The organism is Lentzea alba (genome assembly GCF_047445655.1).
GTDB lineage: Bacteria > Actinomycetota > Actinomycetes > Mycobacteriales > Pseudonocardiaceae > Lentzea > Lentzea alba_A.
The window spans coordinates 115,549-131,164 of the sequence record NZ_JAJAEG010000022.1; the positions used below are offsets into that span (position 1 = coordinate 115,549).

The window sequence follows — 15,616 nt, forward strand, 5'->3', positions numbered from 1 at the left end:
CAACTACGTGACACCTGCTGAACACCGGCGAACACCTCAGGGAGTCCCGATGCGGGTCGCATCACGCACCGTCTTCGACTTCGTCCGGCCGGACGGCAACACCGCGCCGGTCGAGACCGAGCTGCTCTACCAGGCGGACGACCCGTTCGCGGTGACGATGCGGTTCCACGCGGGAGGCGGGGTGGCGACCTGGATCATGGGCAGGGACCTGCTCGCCGAGGGCATGACCAAGGCCACGGGCATCGGCGACGTGCGGTTGCGTCCGCACGCCAGCCGCACGTTGATGCTCGAACTGATCTCCGACCGGCACGTCACGGTGTTCCGGCTGCCGACCGGGACACTGCGGAAGTTCCTCGACGCCACCTACCGGCTCGTGCCACCCGGTGCCGAACGATTCGACGCGGATGCGTTCCTCAGCACCGTTTTACGCTGACAGCCTGAGCGCGTTCATCAGCTGGTCCTGCAGTTTCGTCATGCCGGGCGACGCATAGCCCTCCGACTCCGCGAGCGCGCGCACTCGGTGCCGCGTTGCCGCGTCGTCGTCTCCCATCCGCGCACACACATCGGCCAGAGCGATCAGCACGGACACGCGCGACTCCGGGTCGGCCAACACGTCGGCGGCACCGGCCAGCTGGTCACGGGCCTCGGCGAGCCGTCCCGCGTTGCTCAGCGCGAGGCCGCGGGTGTGCTGCACCAGTGCCCGGACGCCCGACACCGCGGGATTGACGAGCGCGTCGGCCTCGTCCGCCACGACGAGCGCTTCCTCGTGGTCTCCGGCGGCGGTGAGACAGTCCGCGAGGCGCAGCAGCAGCTGGGCGGCGTTCTCGTTCGCCACACCACGTCGCGTGCCACGCACCGTTCGTACCTCGGCGATGCACGCCTGATGCGTCGCCACGGCCTCATCGAAGCTGCCCATCCGTTGCAGCAGAACGCCCGCGTACGACAGCGAGATCACGGTGCCCAGCGGCAGCCCGGCCTGCCGGAACAGCTCGGCGGCCCGCCTGGCATGGGTCACGCCCGCCGCGTGGGTGCTGGTGCGGGTCTCGATGGCCGCGCGGTAGTAGTGCGCCCACGCCGTTTCGAGCACTGAGCCGCATTTCTCCGCGACGCGCAGCGCCTCCTCGTGCGTTTCCATCGCCCGTGGGATGTTCGTGACGCGGGCGACGTGAACCCAGCACAGGAAGTTGAGCTGCTTTGCTTCGTCTTCGGGCCGGTCGAGCGCCCGTGCGGCCTCAACGCCTGCCGAGTAGACCTCCAGCCAGAGGTCGCCCACGCCGCGATGGTCGGAGTACCAGTGCATCGACCGGGCCAGTGCCAGCACCAGCTCGTGGGCGCCGTCGCCGACTGCCTCACCGAGCGCGCCCCGCCAGTTCGCCAGCTCGTCGGACAGCCAGCGGTCCGCACTCACCAGGTCTGAGGAGCCCTGGTCGTCCGGGAAGAACGACGACGCGGCCTTTGTCGCGGTGGTCAGCAACCAGTCGCGCGTGCGCAGGCGGTGTGTCTCGTGGTCGGGTTCCTCGCCGTGCAAGCGTTCGCGCGCGTAGTCGCGGATCAGGTCGTGGCACGAGTACCGGCCAGGGACTTCCGGTCGGAGGAGGCTCGCGTCGACGAGTTCCTCCAGCAACGTCTCCGCGTCGTCGTACGGGATGTCGGCGGCGATCGCGGCGAGGGCCACGGACGTGTCCGGGCCGTGGACCAGCGCGAGCCTGCGGAAGATCAGGGCGGCTTCCGGTGCCAGCAGCCGGTAGGACAGCTCGAACGCGGTGCGGACCTGGACGTCGCCGGTCGCCAGGACGTCGAGCCGTTCGCGTTCGTCGGAGAGCTGTTCGGCGAGGTGGCGCAACGACAGGCTGGTCAGCCGGTGGCCCGCGATGGCGAGCGCCAGCGGGATGCCGCCGCACAACGACGCGACCAGGTCAGCGGACTCCCGGTCGGCCTCGATCCGGTCGGCGCCGGCGGTCGCGGCGAGCAACGCGACGGCATTGTCGTGGCGCAGCGGGCCGAGGTCGAGCCGGTGCCGGCAGTCCAGCCCGGCCAGCACGTTGCGGCTGGTGACCAGCACCAGCGAGCCGGGGCTGGCGGCGAGCAGCGGGCGGACCTGCGCCTCGTTCGCGGCGTTGTCGAGCACGAGCAGCACGGTGCGTTCGCGCAGCATCGACCGGTAGAGGCGCGCACGGTCGTCGAGATCGGACGGCATTCGTGCGTCCGGCACACCGAACGCGCGCAGCATGCGGGTGATCGCCCGTTCCGCGGACAACGGTGCCGGGTCCATGCCGCGCAGGTCCAGGTAGAGGCAGCCGTCGGTGAACGAGCCGGCGAACCGGTGTGCCGCGTCGACCGCGAGAGAGGTCTTCCCCACGCCCGGAGGCCCGTGCACGACGACAACGTCCAGCACCGACGACGCGGCCGCGTTTCGGATGCACTCCGCGAGTTCTTCTTGTTCCGCAGCCCGGCCCGTGAGCGGCTTTGCGGGCGGTGGCGCGCTGTCCGTGCGTTCGGGACGTGGTTGTGCGGCTTCGGCCGACCTGGCAAGTGCCACGAACTCCGCTGCTTCGGCGGTGTCGAGAGCAAGGCCGGTGACCAGCAGGTCGACGGTCTGCGCCTGCGGGGTCTGCACGCGGCCGCGTTCGAGGTCGCTGAGCGTCCGCACGCTCAAGCCGGTGCGCGCGGCGAGGTCCTCCTGGGTCAGCACCGCCCGCCGCCGGTAGAAGCGCAGGAACTCGCTGAAGGTGGTCGCCCGCATTCCCTCACCCTCTGGCCAGGCACTTCTTCACTTCGGCGGCGATCTCGCGCGTTGCGTCCGTGTCCCACCGTTCGCACGCCGCGAGCGAGTCTCGCAGATGACGTTGCCACGCGCTGTGGTCGCCCCGTGACTTGGCGTTGTCCGCGAGCGCGCGCAGCGTCTCGATCTCCCGGAAGCCGTCACCGGTCGCGCGGAACCCCGTCAACGCCGCGGTGAGGTCCTCGTCCTCCTCGGCCAGGCGACCTTTGGCTCGGTGAGCTTCCGCGCGATGCCACAGCGTGCGCGCACGCCACGACGTCATCCTTGTGCGCTTGTAGACCTCCTCAGCCTCGGTGAACGCCGCAACGGCCTCGTCTGGCCGATGGGCTGCCATCAGGGCGAGGCCGAGCCACCAGAGCGTGCGGCCAAGGGCTGAGAGTTCGTAGAGGGTGTGCGCGAAGGTGCGCAGTTCGCCGGCCACTTCTTCGTGCACGGCCACTGCGTCGTCGGCCCGGTTCATCCGGCACCACATAACGCCGAGCACGCCCCGTGCATAGAGCACGTCCATCGGCTCGCGCATCCACTCGATGGCCTCACGACACACACGTTCGGCTTCGTCAGCCCGTCCGAGTCTGCTGTGCGCCGCTGACGCGACGAGCCACACCCAGCCGATGTGCCCCGTCTCCCCCGACGACTCGGCGAGCGCCGCCGCACGGGTCAGCACTTCCAGTGCGGGCCCCGGCTTCCCGGCCATGTCGAACAGCACCCAGCCGAGCTGGCTGAGCACCACGATCTCCTGCCACGGCTGGAGCGCCGACGCGAGTCCGGTGCGGTAGACGTGCTCCCAGACCGGGCCTGGCTCGATGGAGGCGTAGTGCGAGACCGCGATCACCGCGCGAGCCACCTCGTCGTGCAGATCCCCGGCCTGCGCCCGTTCGATGATCTCGGGCAGCAGGTCGCGGTGGCCGTCCAGCCAGCACCTGGCCGTCTGCACGTCCGGGAAGGCCTTGCCGTGCGGGCTCACGCGCCGTGCGTCACCGGTCTGTCCGAATAGGACTCCCGCAGCGACCGTCGTTTCCAGCAGCGAGGTGAGCATCCTGCGGTGCGCCTCTTCGTCCGTCGTGTCGATCAGGCCGTTGGCGAACGTCCGGACGAGTCCGTGGATCGAGTAACCGCGGTCATCGGTGTCGAGCAGGCTGACGTCGGCGAGGTCCTCCAACGCCTGTTCCGCTTCGACGACCTCGATACCGGCCAGTTCGGCGGCGAGCTGCGGGGTGACGTGCGTGCCGACGAGCAGCCCGAGCCTGCGGAACACCAGCCGCGCGGTCTCGGGCAGGTGCGCCATGGACACCTCGAACGCTCCGCGCACCTCCAGGTCACCCGCGGTCAGGGCGGCCAGGTGCCGTTCCTTGAGCTGCTCGACCAGGTGCCCGAGCGGCCAGCGGGGCCGGCTGGCGAGCCGGTTGCCCGCGATCCGCAACGCGAGCGGCGACATCCCGCACAGCTGCACGAGTTCCACTGCCGCCCGGTGGTCGGCCTCGACGCGTTGCGGACCGATGATCGACGCGAGCAGCTCGACGGCGGCCTCTTCGGTGAGCCCTCCGAGCCTGATCCAGGTGGGACCCGTCAGCCCGGCCAGCCGTCGCCGGGACGTCACGATCGTGAGGCAACCCGGCCGATCCGTCGCCAGCGTGCGGACCTCCTTCTCTGTGCTCACACCGTCGAGCACGAGCAGCAAACGCTTTCCCACGAGCAACGACCGATAGAGCCTCGTCTGGGCGTCCGGGTCCTCCGGCACGTGCTCGCCCGCAACCCCGAGATCCTTGAGCAACCGCCGCAACGGCGGCGCGGACCCCTCCAGCTCGATGAGCAGCTGACCGTCCGGAAACCGTGCCTCAAGCAGATGTGCGGCCTTCACCGCGAGACTCGTCTTACCCGTGCCCGCAGCCCCGTGCACCACCACGAGCCCACCGTCGAGAGCAGCGATCGTGTCGAGCTCCGCATCCCGGCCCACGAGGTCCGCCACGAACAGCGGCAGCGACCAGACCGGCCCGGCCGGCGCGACCCGCCCTGACCTGGCAAGCCTGCGCAGCTCGTCGCGCGCGGGTTCGTCGAGGTCGAGGGCGTCGAGCAGGGCCTCGGTGGTGCGGCGCTGCGGCGAGCGGGCCCGGCCGCGTTCCATGTCGCTGATCGCGCGGACGCTGACGCCGGAGCGCTCGCTGAGCTCCTCCTGGCTGAGCCCGGCGTTCTTGCGGTGCTGCTGGAGCCGGGCGCCGAACGTCACACCACCGACGTTAGTGGTTCAAGCTCGTGAGCATCTGCGCACACACGCGAGAGAGGTGCCTTCGCATCACGGTCGAGGCCCTGGCCGCGTCGCCGTCCTCGATCGCACGGACCAGTTCGTCGTGGTCGTCCATCGACGCGTGCTGGTGGGGCGGGTCGTCCTCCAACGCGCTGCGAAGGAGCACCACGCGTTGCTGCACGAGCCGCACCTGCTCGGCGATGTGCGGGCTGCGGGCCGCGTCCAGCAACGACTGGTGGAACGCGAGGTCCAGGCGGTACGGGAACGGCTGCCCGGTCTTGTAGTTGCGGCGGCTCTCCGCGCACACCTCGTGCAGGCGGACGAGGTCGACGTCGGTCCGCCGGGAGGCCGCGAGCTCCGCCGCCGCGCATTCGAGGGCGGCCCGCAGCTCGAACAGCGCCCTCACGTCCTGCGCGTCGGCGTCGGGCACGAACGCGCCACGGTGCGGCACCAGCGTCAGCAGCCCCTCGGAGGCCAGGTGCCGGATCGCCTCGCGCAGCGGACCCCGGCTGATGCCGAGCTTCTGCGCCACCTCGACCTCGTTGACCCGGGAGCCTGGAGGGATTTCCCCAGTCAGCACCTGCTCGCGCAAGACGTCGACGGCCTGCCCGGCCAGACTGAGGTGCAGCGGGGTAGGAGGTGTCACCTTCGTCTCCTGATCTGGACGGCACCGGCCGTCCTGCAGCTAAACTAGCGAACGTGTCAACTGTCGACAGTTGGCAGTTTCGGACTAGCGCGGGAGGGCTGACATGGGACACGAGGTTGTGGCCGAGGTCTGGCGGGGCGACTTCCTGGAGTCGGTGCACCACGGCACGGTCGTCGCGACCGATCCCAACGGCATTTCCACGCTCTCCATCGGCACTCCTGACGACGTCGCGTTCCCGCGCTCGTCGAACAAGCCGCTCCAAGCCCTCGCGATGCTCCGCAGCGGCCTGGACCTCGACGGCGAGCTGCTCGCGCTGGCCTGCGCGTCGCACTCCGGCGAGGACTTCCACGTCGAGGGCGCGCTCCGGATCCTGGCCGAGGCCGGCCTGTCCGAGGACGCCCTGCAGTGCACCCCGGACCTGCCGCTCGGCGACGAGGCGCGCGCCCAGCACCTCGCCTGCGGCCTCTCCCGCGCGCCCAAGTACATGAACTGCTCAGGCAAGCACGCCGCCATGCTCGCCACCTGCGTCGCCAACGGCTGGTCGACCGAGGACTACCTGGACCCGACGCACCCGCTGCAGGTCGCCACCCGCGAGACCATCGAGGACGTCGCCGGCGAGCCCGTCGCCCAGGTCGGCGTCGACGGCTGCGGCGCCCCGATCTTCGCCATCAGCCTGACCGGCCTCGCCAGGGCGTTCGGCCGCCTTGCCAGCGCCCCCGCCGGCACCCTCGAACACCGCGTCGCCGCCGCCATGAACGCCTACCCGCAGTGGGTCGGCGGCACCGGCCGTGACGTCACCGTGCTGATGGACGCCCTGCCCGGCGTCATCGCGAAGGACGGCGCCGAGGGTGTCTACGCCGTCGGCCTGCCCACGGGTGAGGGTGTCGCGCTCAAAATCGCGGACGGTTCGTCGCGTGCTCGTGCGGTCGTCATCGTCGCGGTGTTGAAGCGCCTCGGCGTGGACGTCAGCAAGGTCGAGGACCTCGCCACCGTGCCGGTCCTGGGCCACGGGCGTGCCGTTGGTGCCGTAAAGCCCGCTCTCGCGCTCGCGAGCTGACCTTGGCACTACCCTTGGCGTTATGGGCGATTCCAAGGACGAGCGCGAGCAGTTCGAGGAGGAACTGATCGGCCTCGACCCCCACGATCCCGAGACGAAGGCGTTCGCCGAGCACCTCGACCGGATGAAGCGCGAACGCCCCGGCTACACCGTCGAGGGCTACCTGGAGGGCGTCCAGGACTTCGCCGACTCGGCGAACCGGACGACAGGCCATCAGCGGCTGGCGGCCGTCCTCGTCGTGGGCCTGATCCTGCTCGGCGTGATCCTGACGATCTGGTTCGCGCTGAGCGACATCCTCACCATCATCTTCTGAATTTCTTCTGCCCCAAACGAAAACGACTTCTTAACGGGGTCTTACGGCATCGGCGCGAACACCGCCGCCCGGGAAGCCCAAGGGCGGCAACGGCGTTATAAAGGGTCATGGAACCTGTTGTCGGCGCCACCCCCAAAGTCGTGCGTTCCGAAGAGGAATGGCGCGCCCAGCTCAACCCCGCCGAGTACGCGGTGCTGCGCCAGGCCGGCACCGAGCGTCCCTGGACCGGCGAGTACACCGAGACCAAGACCGAGGGCATCTACGAGTGCCGTGCGTGCGGAGCCGAACTCTTCCGCAGCGACACCAAGTTCGACTCGCACTGCGGCTGGCCGTCGTTCTTCTCGCCGTTGGCCGGAGACACGGTCATCCTGCGTGAGGACCGGGCGCTCGGCATGACCCGGATCGAAGTGCTCTGCGCCACATGCCACAGCCACCTCGGGCACGTTTTCGAAGGTGAGGGGTACCCCACACCGACGGACCAGCGGTACTGCATCAACTCCGTCTCCTTGAAACTCGTTCCGTCCGAATAGGAGACTGAGCCCAGTCCGGTCGCATCGGACCGGACCGACCTGGGAGGCACCATGTACTTCTTCGGTACCGACGGCGAAGGCTCCAGCGGAGTCGACGGCGGCTCGTCGAGCTGAGGCCGAGTCGTCCCGACTTGGCAAACTGCCACAACCTGGCAAAAAGCGGGCAACCCTAAGGCTTCGTCAACAAGGCTTGTGAGCCTGTGGCCCGGACCACACCATGAACGCACCGAAGCACTTTCGGGGCAGTCAGGGGGTGGGTCACATGAGGCCTTGGGGATTGTCCGGACCGGAGTTCCTTCAGCTGTACTGGATCGGACTGGCACTGGCAGTGCTGGTCGCGATCGTTGTCCGGGTGCGCGTGCGGGCGGGTCACAGCAATCAGCCCGTGCGCTCACTGGACATGGACGAGCTCGCATATCTTGCGGGCGGTCCAAGGCGCGTGGTCGAGACGTCTGTCGCGCGTCTGCTCACCTCGGGTGAGCTTCGCACTTCACGCCGTGGCACCGTTTCCGCCACGGCCAACTCGCAGTCGGTGAACGCGGTCGACCGGGCCGTCATGGCCGACAGCCAGCGCTACACCAACCGCACGCTCGGGTTGATGATCCCCGCGGTCGCCAAGGACGACGTCGTCACCGCGATCGGCCGGCGGCTCGAGGACATGGGCCTCGTGGTCGACCCTGAAACGGCGAAAAGCGCGCTGCGCAAGGGATCCATCGCGCTGTGGGTGCTGCTCGCGATCGGGCTCGCCCGCTGGGTCAACGGCGTCGCGATCGGTGCGCCGGTCGGCTGGCTGACCTTGCAGCTCGTCATCACCCCGGTGCTCATCTGGCTCGTCACGTGGCGCTGGAGGCTCGTGCGCACGACCAAGGGGGATCGTGTGCTCAACTCGACCCGCGCCACCGCAGGGGGTGGGTTGGCCGGTTCGCCCGCCGGTGTCTACGCGGGCGCCGCCGGACTGGTCGCCCTGGACGGACTCGCGGTCTACCCGGATCTGGCGGTGCGCAGCTCGCTGCTCGCCTCCTCCGCCGGCTCGGCCGCGTACAGCTCCAGCACCGGCACCACCTACAGCGCGTGTTCCTCCAGTTCTTCCTCGTGTTCGTCGAGTTCTGGAGGAAGCAGCTGCGGTGGTGGGGGCGGCGGCTGCGGTGGTGGCGGCGGAGGCTGACCCGCTTTCCACTGGCTGGGCCATTTCAGGTAACAACCGGAACCCGGAGGCAGATCTCACGTCGAAGATGCACGGACACCAGTGAGGGGAGTGCTGATGGCCAACGCTTCGACACCGCACCGGACAGGCTGGTCCGCGGAGGAGATCGGGTTCCTGGCAGGGGGACCGCGCAGGGCGGCCGAGACGGCGTTCGCGCGGCTGATGGACGGCGGTCTCGTGCGCGTTTCCCGGGAGGGACTCGTGACCGCCGTCTACCAGAACGGTTACGGCGCCACCACGGCGTTGGAAGCGAACATCCTCAACGGACTGCACAGCGGCGCACGCTCGATCGCGTCGGTCGTGCAGCCGGCGGCGCACAGCCAGGAGATGGCCTCGCTGCGGCAAGGCCTGGTGGACAAGACGTTGGTCCGCCGGCAATGGGGCAAGGCACGGGGTTACCGGCAGGCGTTCCGGCTGCTGCTGTTCCTCCTGACCGTCGCCACCGCGTTCGTGGCGGTGGTGGTCGACATGAAGCTCCTCGCGTTCACGGCGATGCTGCTCTTCCTCGTGATCCTCATGCGGGACAAGGGGATGCTCACCCCGTTCGGCAGGGCGGCACTCAAGCACGCGACCAGCAACACGCGCAGCCGGGTGGACGCGGTGGCGTTGCGCGGACTGCACGGCATGATGGGGCGGCAGCGAGTGTCGGACATGTTCGGCCTGCCTGCCCACCTGATCCACCTGCCGCCGGTGCACCACCACGGCAGGAGCAAGTCCAGTTCGGACGGTGGCGGTTGCAGCAGCAGCTACGACTACAGCCACAGCTGCGGCTCTTCGTCGAGCTGTTCCAGCAGCAGCTGCAGCAGCAGCTCCAGTTGTTCGAGCAGTAGCAGTTCGAGTTGCTCGAGCAGCAGTAGTAGCAGCTGCAGCAGCTCCAGCAGTTAAGGGGGAAACTGAATGACCACACCGACAACCGCCCAGGGGACGCGGCTGTCCGCGGAGCAGATCGGCTTCCTCACCGCCGGTCCCGGCCGGGCGGCCGAGACCGCGCTGGCCCGGCTCATCGACGCCGGTCTGGTGCGAGTGGGGCGCGACGGCCGCGTGTCCGCCGTGCACACCAACAACTACGGCGCGACCACGCAGGTCGAGGCGCGCATTCTGGCGATAGTGCGGACCCCGGTCAGGTTCGACACCGTCGTGCAAAAGGTCGCGCACAGCTCGCACATGAACACGCTGCACCAGCATCTGCTCGACCAGAAGCTGATGCAACGGCCCCGCCGCCGCAACGAGATGTGGTGGGCCTTCCTGGCGATCGCGGGCGTGCTGGTCGTGGGCGGCTTCGCCTTCCCGCCGTTCTTCGTCGGTGTGCCGATCGCCCTGCTGCTCTTCGTCTGGATGCGCGGGCGGGAAGCGATCACCAGTGCGGGCAAGGAGGCGTTGCGGACCGTGACCGCACACGACCGGGTGCACGCGGTGGCGTTGTACGGCTTCTGCGGCAAGGTCGCCGGGCAGAAGGTCGGCGACCTCTTCGAGCTCTCGCAGAGCATCGTCAAGATGCTGCCGCTCAAGCAAGGAAAGCACGCCAAGAAGTCCTCTTCGGACGGTGGCGGCTCCGGGTGTGGTTCGGCGGCGAGCTGCAGCAGCTGCGGCAGCGGATGTGGTAGCAGTAGTTGTTCGTCGAGCAGCAGCGGGAGCAGCTGTTCGTCCGGTGGCAGCAGCTGCGGCGGTGGCGGAGGCTGCGGTGGCGGCGGAGGAGGCGACTGATGGCGGGGATCAAGGACCTGGGCGTGGGCATCGGCTGGCGCTCCGAGATCGACTTGACCGTGGAACGGCTCCCCGGCGTGGACTTCGTCGAGGTCGTCGCGGAGAACCTGCACGTCGGGCACCTGCCGGAGTCGGTGACGATCCTGCTCGAACGCGGCATCCCGGTGCTCCCCCACGCCGTCTCGCTGTCGCTGGGCGGCGCGGAGCAGGTCGACCTCGACCGCGTCACGCACCTCGGCAGGATCGCCGAGGCGGTCGGCGCGCCGATGGTGAGCGACCACGTGTGCTTCGTCCGCGCGGGCGGGCTCGACTCCGGCCACCTCATGCCGGTGCCGCGCACGAAGGACGCGTTGGACGTGCTCGTCGCGAACGTCAAGCTGGCCCAGGCGAACCTGCCGGTGCCGCTCGCGCTGGAGAACGTGGCCGCGCTGCTGGAGTGGCCGGACGGCGAGCTGTCCGAGGGGGAGTTCCTCGCCGAGCTCGTCGAGCGCACGGACTGCTGGCTGTTGGTCGACGTCGCGAACCTCTACGCGAACGCCCGCAACATCGGCACGGATCCGGAACGCTTCCTTGACGAGATCCCGCTGGAGCGATTGGCTTACGTCCACGTGGCCGGCGGTGTCGACCAGGGCGACGTCTACCACGACACGCACGCGCACGCCGTGCTGCCGGAAGTGCTCGGTGTGCTCGACGAACTGTGTTCCCGCGTGACACCACCCGGTGTTCTGCTGGAACGCGACGACAACTACCCGTCCGACACCGAAATCGCGTCCGAACTCGCCGCGATCCGCGCGGTCGTGGACAAGCACCGTGGTTGAAATGATCGCGAACAATGATCCTTCGGCCGCGCGCGAAAGGCTGGCCGCCCAGCAGGCCGAGCTGTTGAACGCTTTGCTCGCGAAAGGACCCGTTCCCGCGGGATTCGACGAACAACGCTTCGACGTCGAGCGCCGCGCACTGCTGTCGAAACGCCGCGGCATCGTGCGGATGCTGGGCCCGGAGGTCGCCGACGAGCTCGGTGACCGGTTCCGGCCGCTCTTCGACGCGTACGCCGTCGAAAACCCACGTCGCGCGGGCTCACGCGCGCGCGAGGATGCCGCAGCCTTCGCGGAATGGTGCCGTGCCGCAGGAGAACTGTCAGCGAAGCGCAAGGCTCGCTGGAAGTTCTGGCAGTCGAACTGACGGGCGAACAAAACGCGGACAAGAATCCCCCGTTCAGCCCTGTGTGACCCCGGCCACCCTCGATACGTTCGAAAGCGTCGGGGGGTCATTTTCGCATTGCCTTCGCTTTTCGCAGAAGGCCCTTCGGCCTGCGCGAACCACAGCGCGCAGAAATTCGAACCACCGAGGGGATTCGAATGCGTGGCAAATCCAAAGTGCTGGGCGCCGCCTTCACGGCGCTCGCACTGACCGCGGTGCCACCGACACTCGCGTCGGCGGCACCCCAACCGGGAACACCTCACCAGGCTGTCGACGAGGTCACGCTCGTCACCGGTGACAAGGTCCTGCTGGGACACAACAGGGAGGTCGTCGCCATCCAGCCCGGCGAGGGCCGCGGGAGGATGAAGTTCAAGACCCACCGCGGTGCCGACGGGCACACGATGGTGATCCCGAAGGACGCGATCGAGCCGTTGGCGGCGGACCGGCTCGACCGCAGACTCTTCGACGTCACCACGTTGCTGGAGTTCGGCTACCGCGACCGGATGCCGTTGATCGTGGACGGCAAGGCCAGACTCGGGGCCAGGTCGTCGAACGACTGGAGCGCTCTCAAGGCGACCGCGGACTCCGGTGAGAAGGTCTGGCTCGACGGCATCCGCAAGCCGAGCCTGGACCGCAGCGTCGCCCAGATCGGCGCGCCCGCGGCCCACCAGCGCGGCATCACCGGCACCGGGATCAAGGTCGCCGTCGTCGACACCGGCATCGACCAGAACCACCCCGACCTGCAGGGCCGTGAGGTGGCACAGAAGAACTTCACCAGCGACCCGGACAACACCGACAACGTCGGCCACGGCACGCACGTCGGCTCGACCATCGCGAGCGTCGGGTCGCGCTACGGCGGCGTCGCACCGGGCGCACAGCTGCTCGACGCGAAGGTCTGCGTCGAGTTCGGCTGCCAGGAGTCCTGGATCCTCGACGGCATGGCCTGGGCCGCCGAGCAGGGCGCACAGGTCGTGAACATGAGCCTCGGCGGCGGGGACACCCCGGACGTCGACCCGCTCGAACAGGCGGTCAACGACCTGACGGCCAAGTTCGGCACCCTGTTCGTCATCGCGGCGGGCAACTCGGGTGCGCCCGGCACGGTCAGCTCACCCAGCACGGCCGAGGCCGCGCTGTCGGTCGGCGCCGTGGACCGCGACGACAAGCTCGCCCCGTTCTCCAGCAAGGGCCCTCGCACCGGAGACAGCGGGCTCAAGCCCGAGGTGACCGCGCCGGGTGTCGACATCGTCGCCGCCAAGGCCGGCACCACCGAGCACCTCGCGGCCAGCGGCACGTCCATGGCGACGCCGCACGTGGCCGGTGCCGCGGCGCTGTTGCGCCAGCAGCACCCGGAGTGGACGCCCGCGCAGCTCAAGTCGGTGCTGGCCACCACGGCCAAGCCGACGCCGGGCGTGAGCGCGTACGACCAGGGCGCCGGCCGCATCGACGTGGCCAAGGCGATCAACCAGGTGCTGACCGCCGACGTCGTCGGGGTGAACCTCGGCCTGCACCAGTGGCCGCACGGTGACGACAAGCCGGTCACCAAGCCGATCACCTACAGCAACCCGACCGACGCGGCTCTGACGCTCGACCTCGCGCTCAGCTCCGGTGCGCCCGCGGGGATGTTCACGTTGAGCGCCACCAAGGTCACGGTGCCGGCCAAGGGCACCGCGACCGTCAACGTCACCGGTGACAGCCGCGTCGGCACGCAGGACGCCGCGTTCACCGGCGAGATCGTCGCGACGTCCGGCCCGCACACCGTCCGCACGCTCGTCGGCATCGACCGCGAGGTGGAGAGCTACACCCTCACGATCGACCTGACCGGCCGCGACGGGAACGACCCGGCGAGCTCGCTGACGTTCATCGACGGCCTGACCAACCGGTTCTTCAAGCCGGTCATCGGCGCGGGCGACCAGAAGGTCCGGCTGCCCAAGGGCGTCTACTCGCTCGACTCGTCGATCTCCACGGCCGAGAACTTCGACATGCTGTTCCAGCCGACGGTCACGCTGCACAGCGACGTGACGATCAAGCAGGACGCCCGCCTGGCGAAGCCGTTGGTGGTGAAGGCACCGGAACCCACCGGCGACTTCGTGATCGGCGTCCTGAACTGGCGGCGCACCTACGGCGACTCGATGATGACCGCCACGATGTTCTCGTTCGGCGGCTTCGAGGGCATGGCCACGGCGCAGGCCGGCGGTCCGCTCTCGCCGAAGGAGCTGTCGTCGATGGCGACGCTGCACGCCAACGCCGCGGCGGATCCGCACACGTTCTACCGGCTCGCGTACCCGGTCGGCGGCAGCCTGCCGGTCGGTCTGACGAAGACGCCGGCGAAGACGGATCTGGCGCGGGTCGAGTCCACCATCGGCGGCCTCAAGCCGGACAGCCAGGCGTCGAAGGGCGAGATCCCGTTGTCCGTGCACGGCCTCGGCGGCGGCACCGCGCTCTACCCGGTGGCCTACGGCGCCAAGGCGGTCGACTACGTGTCGACCGAGGACGTGCGCTGGCAGTCCGCGGTGAGCACGCGACACGCCAACGGTGCCCAGGAGCGCATCGTCTCCGGCCTGCGCACCTACAAGGCGGGCAGGACGTACCAGGAGCGCGAGGTTCGTCCGGTGTTCTCGCCGGGCCTGCCCGAGTCGCCCTACGCGTTCGCCGAGCGCTACGGCACCCAGATGTACATCGGCGTGCCGCTGGTGAGCGACGCGTCCCACGGCGACGGAGCGTCCACTGGGGACAGTGCCCGCACGGCGCTGTACCGCAACGGTGTCCTGATCGGCGAGACCGCCACGCCCGGCGCCGTCTTCAACAACGTGCCGCTGCCGAACGGCGACTTCCGGGCCGAGATGAGCATGGACCGGAGCTCGCAGTTCGAGTTCAGCACCAAGGTGTCGGCGGCGTGGACCTTCAAGTCCAAGGGCACCGAAGGCAAGCTCGACACGGTGCCGATGTCGGTCGTGCGCTTCACGCCGAAGCTCGACGACAACGGCTCGGTGCCCGCGGGCACGTTGCAGCGCATCGGGTTGCTCACCCAGTCGCAGGGCGACACCGGCAAGGTGCGCGTCACCGGCGTCCAGTACTCGCACGACGACGGCAAGACGTGGCGCAACGCCGGTGTGGTCGGCAACAGCGCGTTGGTCTACAACCCGTCCAGCGCCAAGTGGACTTCGTTGAAGGCCACCGCGAAGGACGCGAAGGGCAACACCGTTGAGCTGACGGTGATCCGGGCTTACCGGGTCACGGCAGGTTAAGCACCAGCTCGGCCGCCGGGACGCGGGTGCCCGTGTAGAAGGGGATTTCCTCTCGCACGTGCAGCCGCGCCTCGGTGCCGCGCAGGTGACGCATCAGGTCGACGATGCGGTGCAGCTCGTCGGCTTCGAACGCGAGCATCCACTCGTAGTCGCCGAGCGCGAACGACGCGACGGTGTTCGCGCGCACGTCCGGGTAGTCGCGGGCTTCCTTGCCGTGGTCCGCCAGCATCTTGCGGCGGTCCTCCTCCGGCAGCAGGTACCACTCGTAGGACCGCACGAACGGGTAGACGCACACGTACTTGCGAGCCTCTTCACCGGCGAGGAACGCCGGGATGTGGCTGCGGTTGAACTCCGCGGGCCGGTGCAGGGCGACCTGCGACCAGACCGGCGTGGAGACCTTGCCGAGCGGGGTGCGGCGGAAGCCGGTGTAGGCGGCCTGCACCTGCTCGATCTCCTCGGCGTGCCACCAGATCATGAAGTCCGCGTCGGCGCGCAGACCGGCCACGTCGTAGACGCCGCGGACGACGACGCCCTTGCCCTCCAACGCGTCCAGGTAGTTCTGGGTCTCGCTGGCGGCAGCGCTGCGGTCTTCGGGCAGCTTGCCGGGTTCGACCCGGAACACCGACCACATCGTGTAGCGGATGGTGTCGTTGAGCTCGTTGTAGTTCAGGCGCGCCATACGTCCATCTTGGC

Annotated in this window: 14 protein-coding genes; 10 read left to right on the forward strand and 4 right to left on the reverse strand. The window is 69.1% G+C overall.

Annotated features, from left to right (window positions below):
• The first annotated feature begins 49 nt into the window (after positions 1 to 49).
• Positions 50 to 433, forward strand: coding sequence for an SsgA family sporulation/cell division regulator (locus tag LFM09_RS32470; protein ID WP_414100394.1), 384 nt, complete (start codon positions 50 to 52; stop codon positions 431 to 433).
• On the opposite strand, the gene LFM09_RS32475 is transcribed toward LFM09_RS32470, so the two are convergent.
• From LFM09_RS32475 to LFM09_RS32485, 3 genes are read right to left on the reverse strand one after another with little or no spacing between them, the layout of a single operon-like run.
• Entirely contained in the window at positions 425 to 2,743 is a 2,319-nt protein-coding gene (locus tag LFM09_RS32475; RefSeq protein ID WP_414100395.1) for an ATP-binding protein, read from the reverse strand. The genes LFM09_RS32470 and LFM09_RS32475 overlap by 9 nt on opposite strands.
• A 4-nt stretch (positions 2,744 to 2,747) precedes the next feature.
• Positions 2,748 to 5,006 (reverse strand): helix-turn-helix domain-containing protein, encoded by a 2,259-nt coding sequence (locus LFM09_RS32480; protein ID WP_414100396.1) that lies wholly within the window; start codon positions 5,004 to 5,006, stop codon positions 2,748 to 2,750.
• A gap of 10 nt (positions 5,007 to 5,016) precedes the next feature.
• Positions 5,017 to 5,670 carry a GntR family transcriptional regulator gene (locus LFM09_RS32485; RefSeq protein ID WP_414100397.1) on the reverse strand — a complete coding sequence of 218 codons (654 nt, stop codon included), beginning with the start codon at positions 5,668 to 5,670 and terminating at the stop codon, positions 5,017 to 5,019.
• Positions 5,671 to 5,773: 103 nt separating this feature from the next.
• Here LFM09_RS32485 and LFM09_RS32490 point away from each other — a divergent pair, with 103 nt between their 5' ends.
• The 9 genes from LFM09_RS32490 (at position 5,774) to LFM09_RS32530 (ending at position 14,923) form a co-directional block, all read left to right on the forward strand.
• Complete coding sequence (locus LFM09_RS32490) at positions 5,774 to 6,727, forward strand: asparaginase (protein ID WP_414100398.1); 954 nt, start codon at positions 5,774 to 5,776, stop codon at positions 6,725 to 6,727.
• 22 nt (positions 6,728 to 6,749) lie between these two features.
• Positions 6,750 to 7,040, forward strand: coding sequence for a hypothetical protein (locus LFM09_RS32495; RefSeq protein ID WP_414100399.1), 291 nt, complete (start codon positions 6,750 to 6,752; stop codon positions 7,038 to 7,040).
• Between the two features lie 107 nt (positions 7,041 to 7,147).
• Positions 7,148 to 7,570 carry a peptide-methionine (R)-S-oxide reductase MsrB gene (msrB, locus tag LFM09_RS32500; protein ID WP_414100400.1) on the forward strand — a complete coding sequence of 141 codons (423 nt, stop codon included), beginning with the start codon at positions 7,148 to 7,150 and terminating at the stop codon, positions 7,568 to 7,570.
• 262 nt (positions 7,571 to 7,832) lie between these two features.
• The gene (locus LFM09_RS32505) at positions 7,833 to 8,735 is read left to right on the forward strand and encodes a TIGR04222 domain-containing membrane protein (protein ID WP_414100401.1); all 903 of its coding nucleotides are present in this window, start codon (positions 7,833 to 7,835) and stop codon (positions 8,733 to 8,735) included.
• A 96-nt stretch (positions 8,736 to 8,831) separates the two neighbouring features.
• Entirely contained in the window at positions 8,832 to 9,659 is an 828-nt protein-coding gene (locus LFM09_RS32510; RefSeq protein ID WP_414100402.1) for a TIGR04222 domain-containing membrane protein, read from the forward strand.
• Between the two features lie 12 nt (positions 9,660 to 9,671).
• Entirely contained in the window at positions 9,672 to 10,478 is an 807-nt protein-coding gene (locus LFM09_RS32515) for a TIGR04222 domain-containing membrane protein (protein ID WP_414100403.1), read from the forward strand.
• Positions 10,478 to 11,296, forward strand: coding sequence for a DUF692 domain-containing protein (locus LFM09_RS32520; protein ID WP_414100404.1), 819 nt, complete (start codon positions 10,478 to 10,480; stop codon positions 11,294 to 11,296). The genes LFM09_RS32515 and LFM09_RS32520 overlap by 1 nt, the downstream gene beginning before the upstream one ends.
• 1 nt (position 11,297) lies before the next feature.
• Positions 11,298 to 11,660, forward strand: a complete 363-nt coding sequence (locus LFM09_RS32525; protein ID WP_414100405.1) for a hypothetical protein — start codon at positions 11,298 to 11,300, stop codon at positions 11,658 to 11,660.
• A 176-nt stretch (positions 11,661 to 11,836) separates the two neighbouring features.
• A complete protein-coding gene (locus LFM09_RS32530) occupies positions 11,837 to 14,923 on the forward strand; it encodes a S8 family peptidase (protein WP_414100406.1) in 3,087 nt (1,028 codons plus the stop codon).
• Here the strand turns inward: LFM09_RS32530 and hemQ are convergent.
• Positions 14,910 to 15,602: a hydrogen peroxide-dependent heme synthase gene (gene hemQ, locus LFM09_RS32535; RefSeq protein ID WP_414100407.1), complete on the reverse strand. Its 693-nt coding sequence runs from the start codon at positions 15,600 to 15,602 to the stop codon at positions 14,910 to 14,912. The genes LFM09_RS32530 and hemQ overlap by 14 nt on opposite strands.
• Between the last annotated feature and the right edge of the window lie 14 nt (positions 15,603 to 15,616).

Excerpts from the sequence above, each read along its gene's own strand:
- LFM09_RS32520 (WP_414100404.1), top strand. The coding sequence starts at position 10,478 with ATGGCGGGGATCAAGGACCTGGGCGTGGGCATCGGCTGGCGCTCCGAG.
- LFM09_RS32505 (WP_414100401.1), top strand. The coding sequence starts at position 7,833 with ATGAGGCCTTGGGGATTGTCCGGACCGGAGTTCCTTCAGCTGTACTGG.
- LFM09_RS32530 (WP_414100406.1), top strand. The coding sequence starts at position 11,837 with ATGCGTGGCAAATCCAAAGTGCTGGGCGCCGCCTTCACGGCGCTCGCA.
- msrB (WP_414100400.1), top strand. The coding sequence starts at position 7,148 with ATGGAACCTGTTGTCGGCGCCACCCCCAAAGTCGTGCGTTCCGAAGAG.
- LFM09_RS32475 (WP_414100395.1), bottom strand. The coding sequence starts at position 2,743 with ATGCGGGCGACCACCTTCAGCGAGTTCCTGCGCTTCTACCGGCGGCGG.
- LFM09_RS32495 (WP_414100399.1), top strand. The coding sequence starts at position 6,750 with ATGGGCGATTCCAAGGACGAGCGCGAGCAGTTCGAGGAGGAACTGATC.
- LFM09_RS32515 (WP_414100403.1), top strand. The coding sequence starts at position 9,672 with ATGACCACACCGACAACCGCCCAGGGGACGCGGCTGTCCGCGGAGCAG.
- LFM09_RS32510 (WP_414100402.1), top strand. The coding sequence starts at position 8,832 with ATGGCCAACGCTTCGACACCGCACCGGACAGGCTGGTCCGCGGAGGAG.
- LFM09_RS32470 (WP_414100394.1), top strand. The coding sequence starts at position 50 with ATGCGGGTCGCATCACGCACCGTCTTCGACTTCGTCCGGCCGGACGGC.
- LFM09_RS32525 (WP_414100405.1), top strand. The coding sequence starts at position 11,298 with ATGATCGCGAACAATGATCCTTCGGCCGCGCGCGAAAGGCTGGCCGCC.
- LFM09_RS32490 (WP_414100398.1), top strand. The coding sequence starts at position 5,774 with ATGGGACACGAGGTTGTGGCCGAGGTCTGGCGGGGCGACTTCCTGGAG.
- hemQ (WP_414100407.1), bottom strand. The coding sequence starts at position 15,602 with ATGGCGCGCCTGAACTACAACGAGCTCAACGACACCATCCGCTACACG.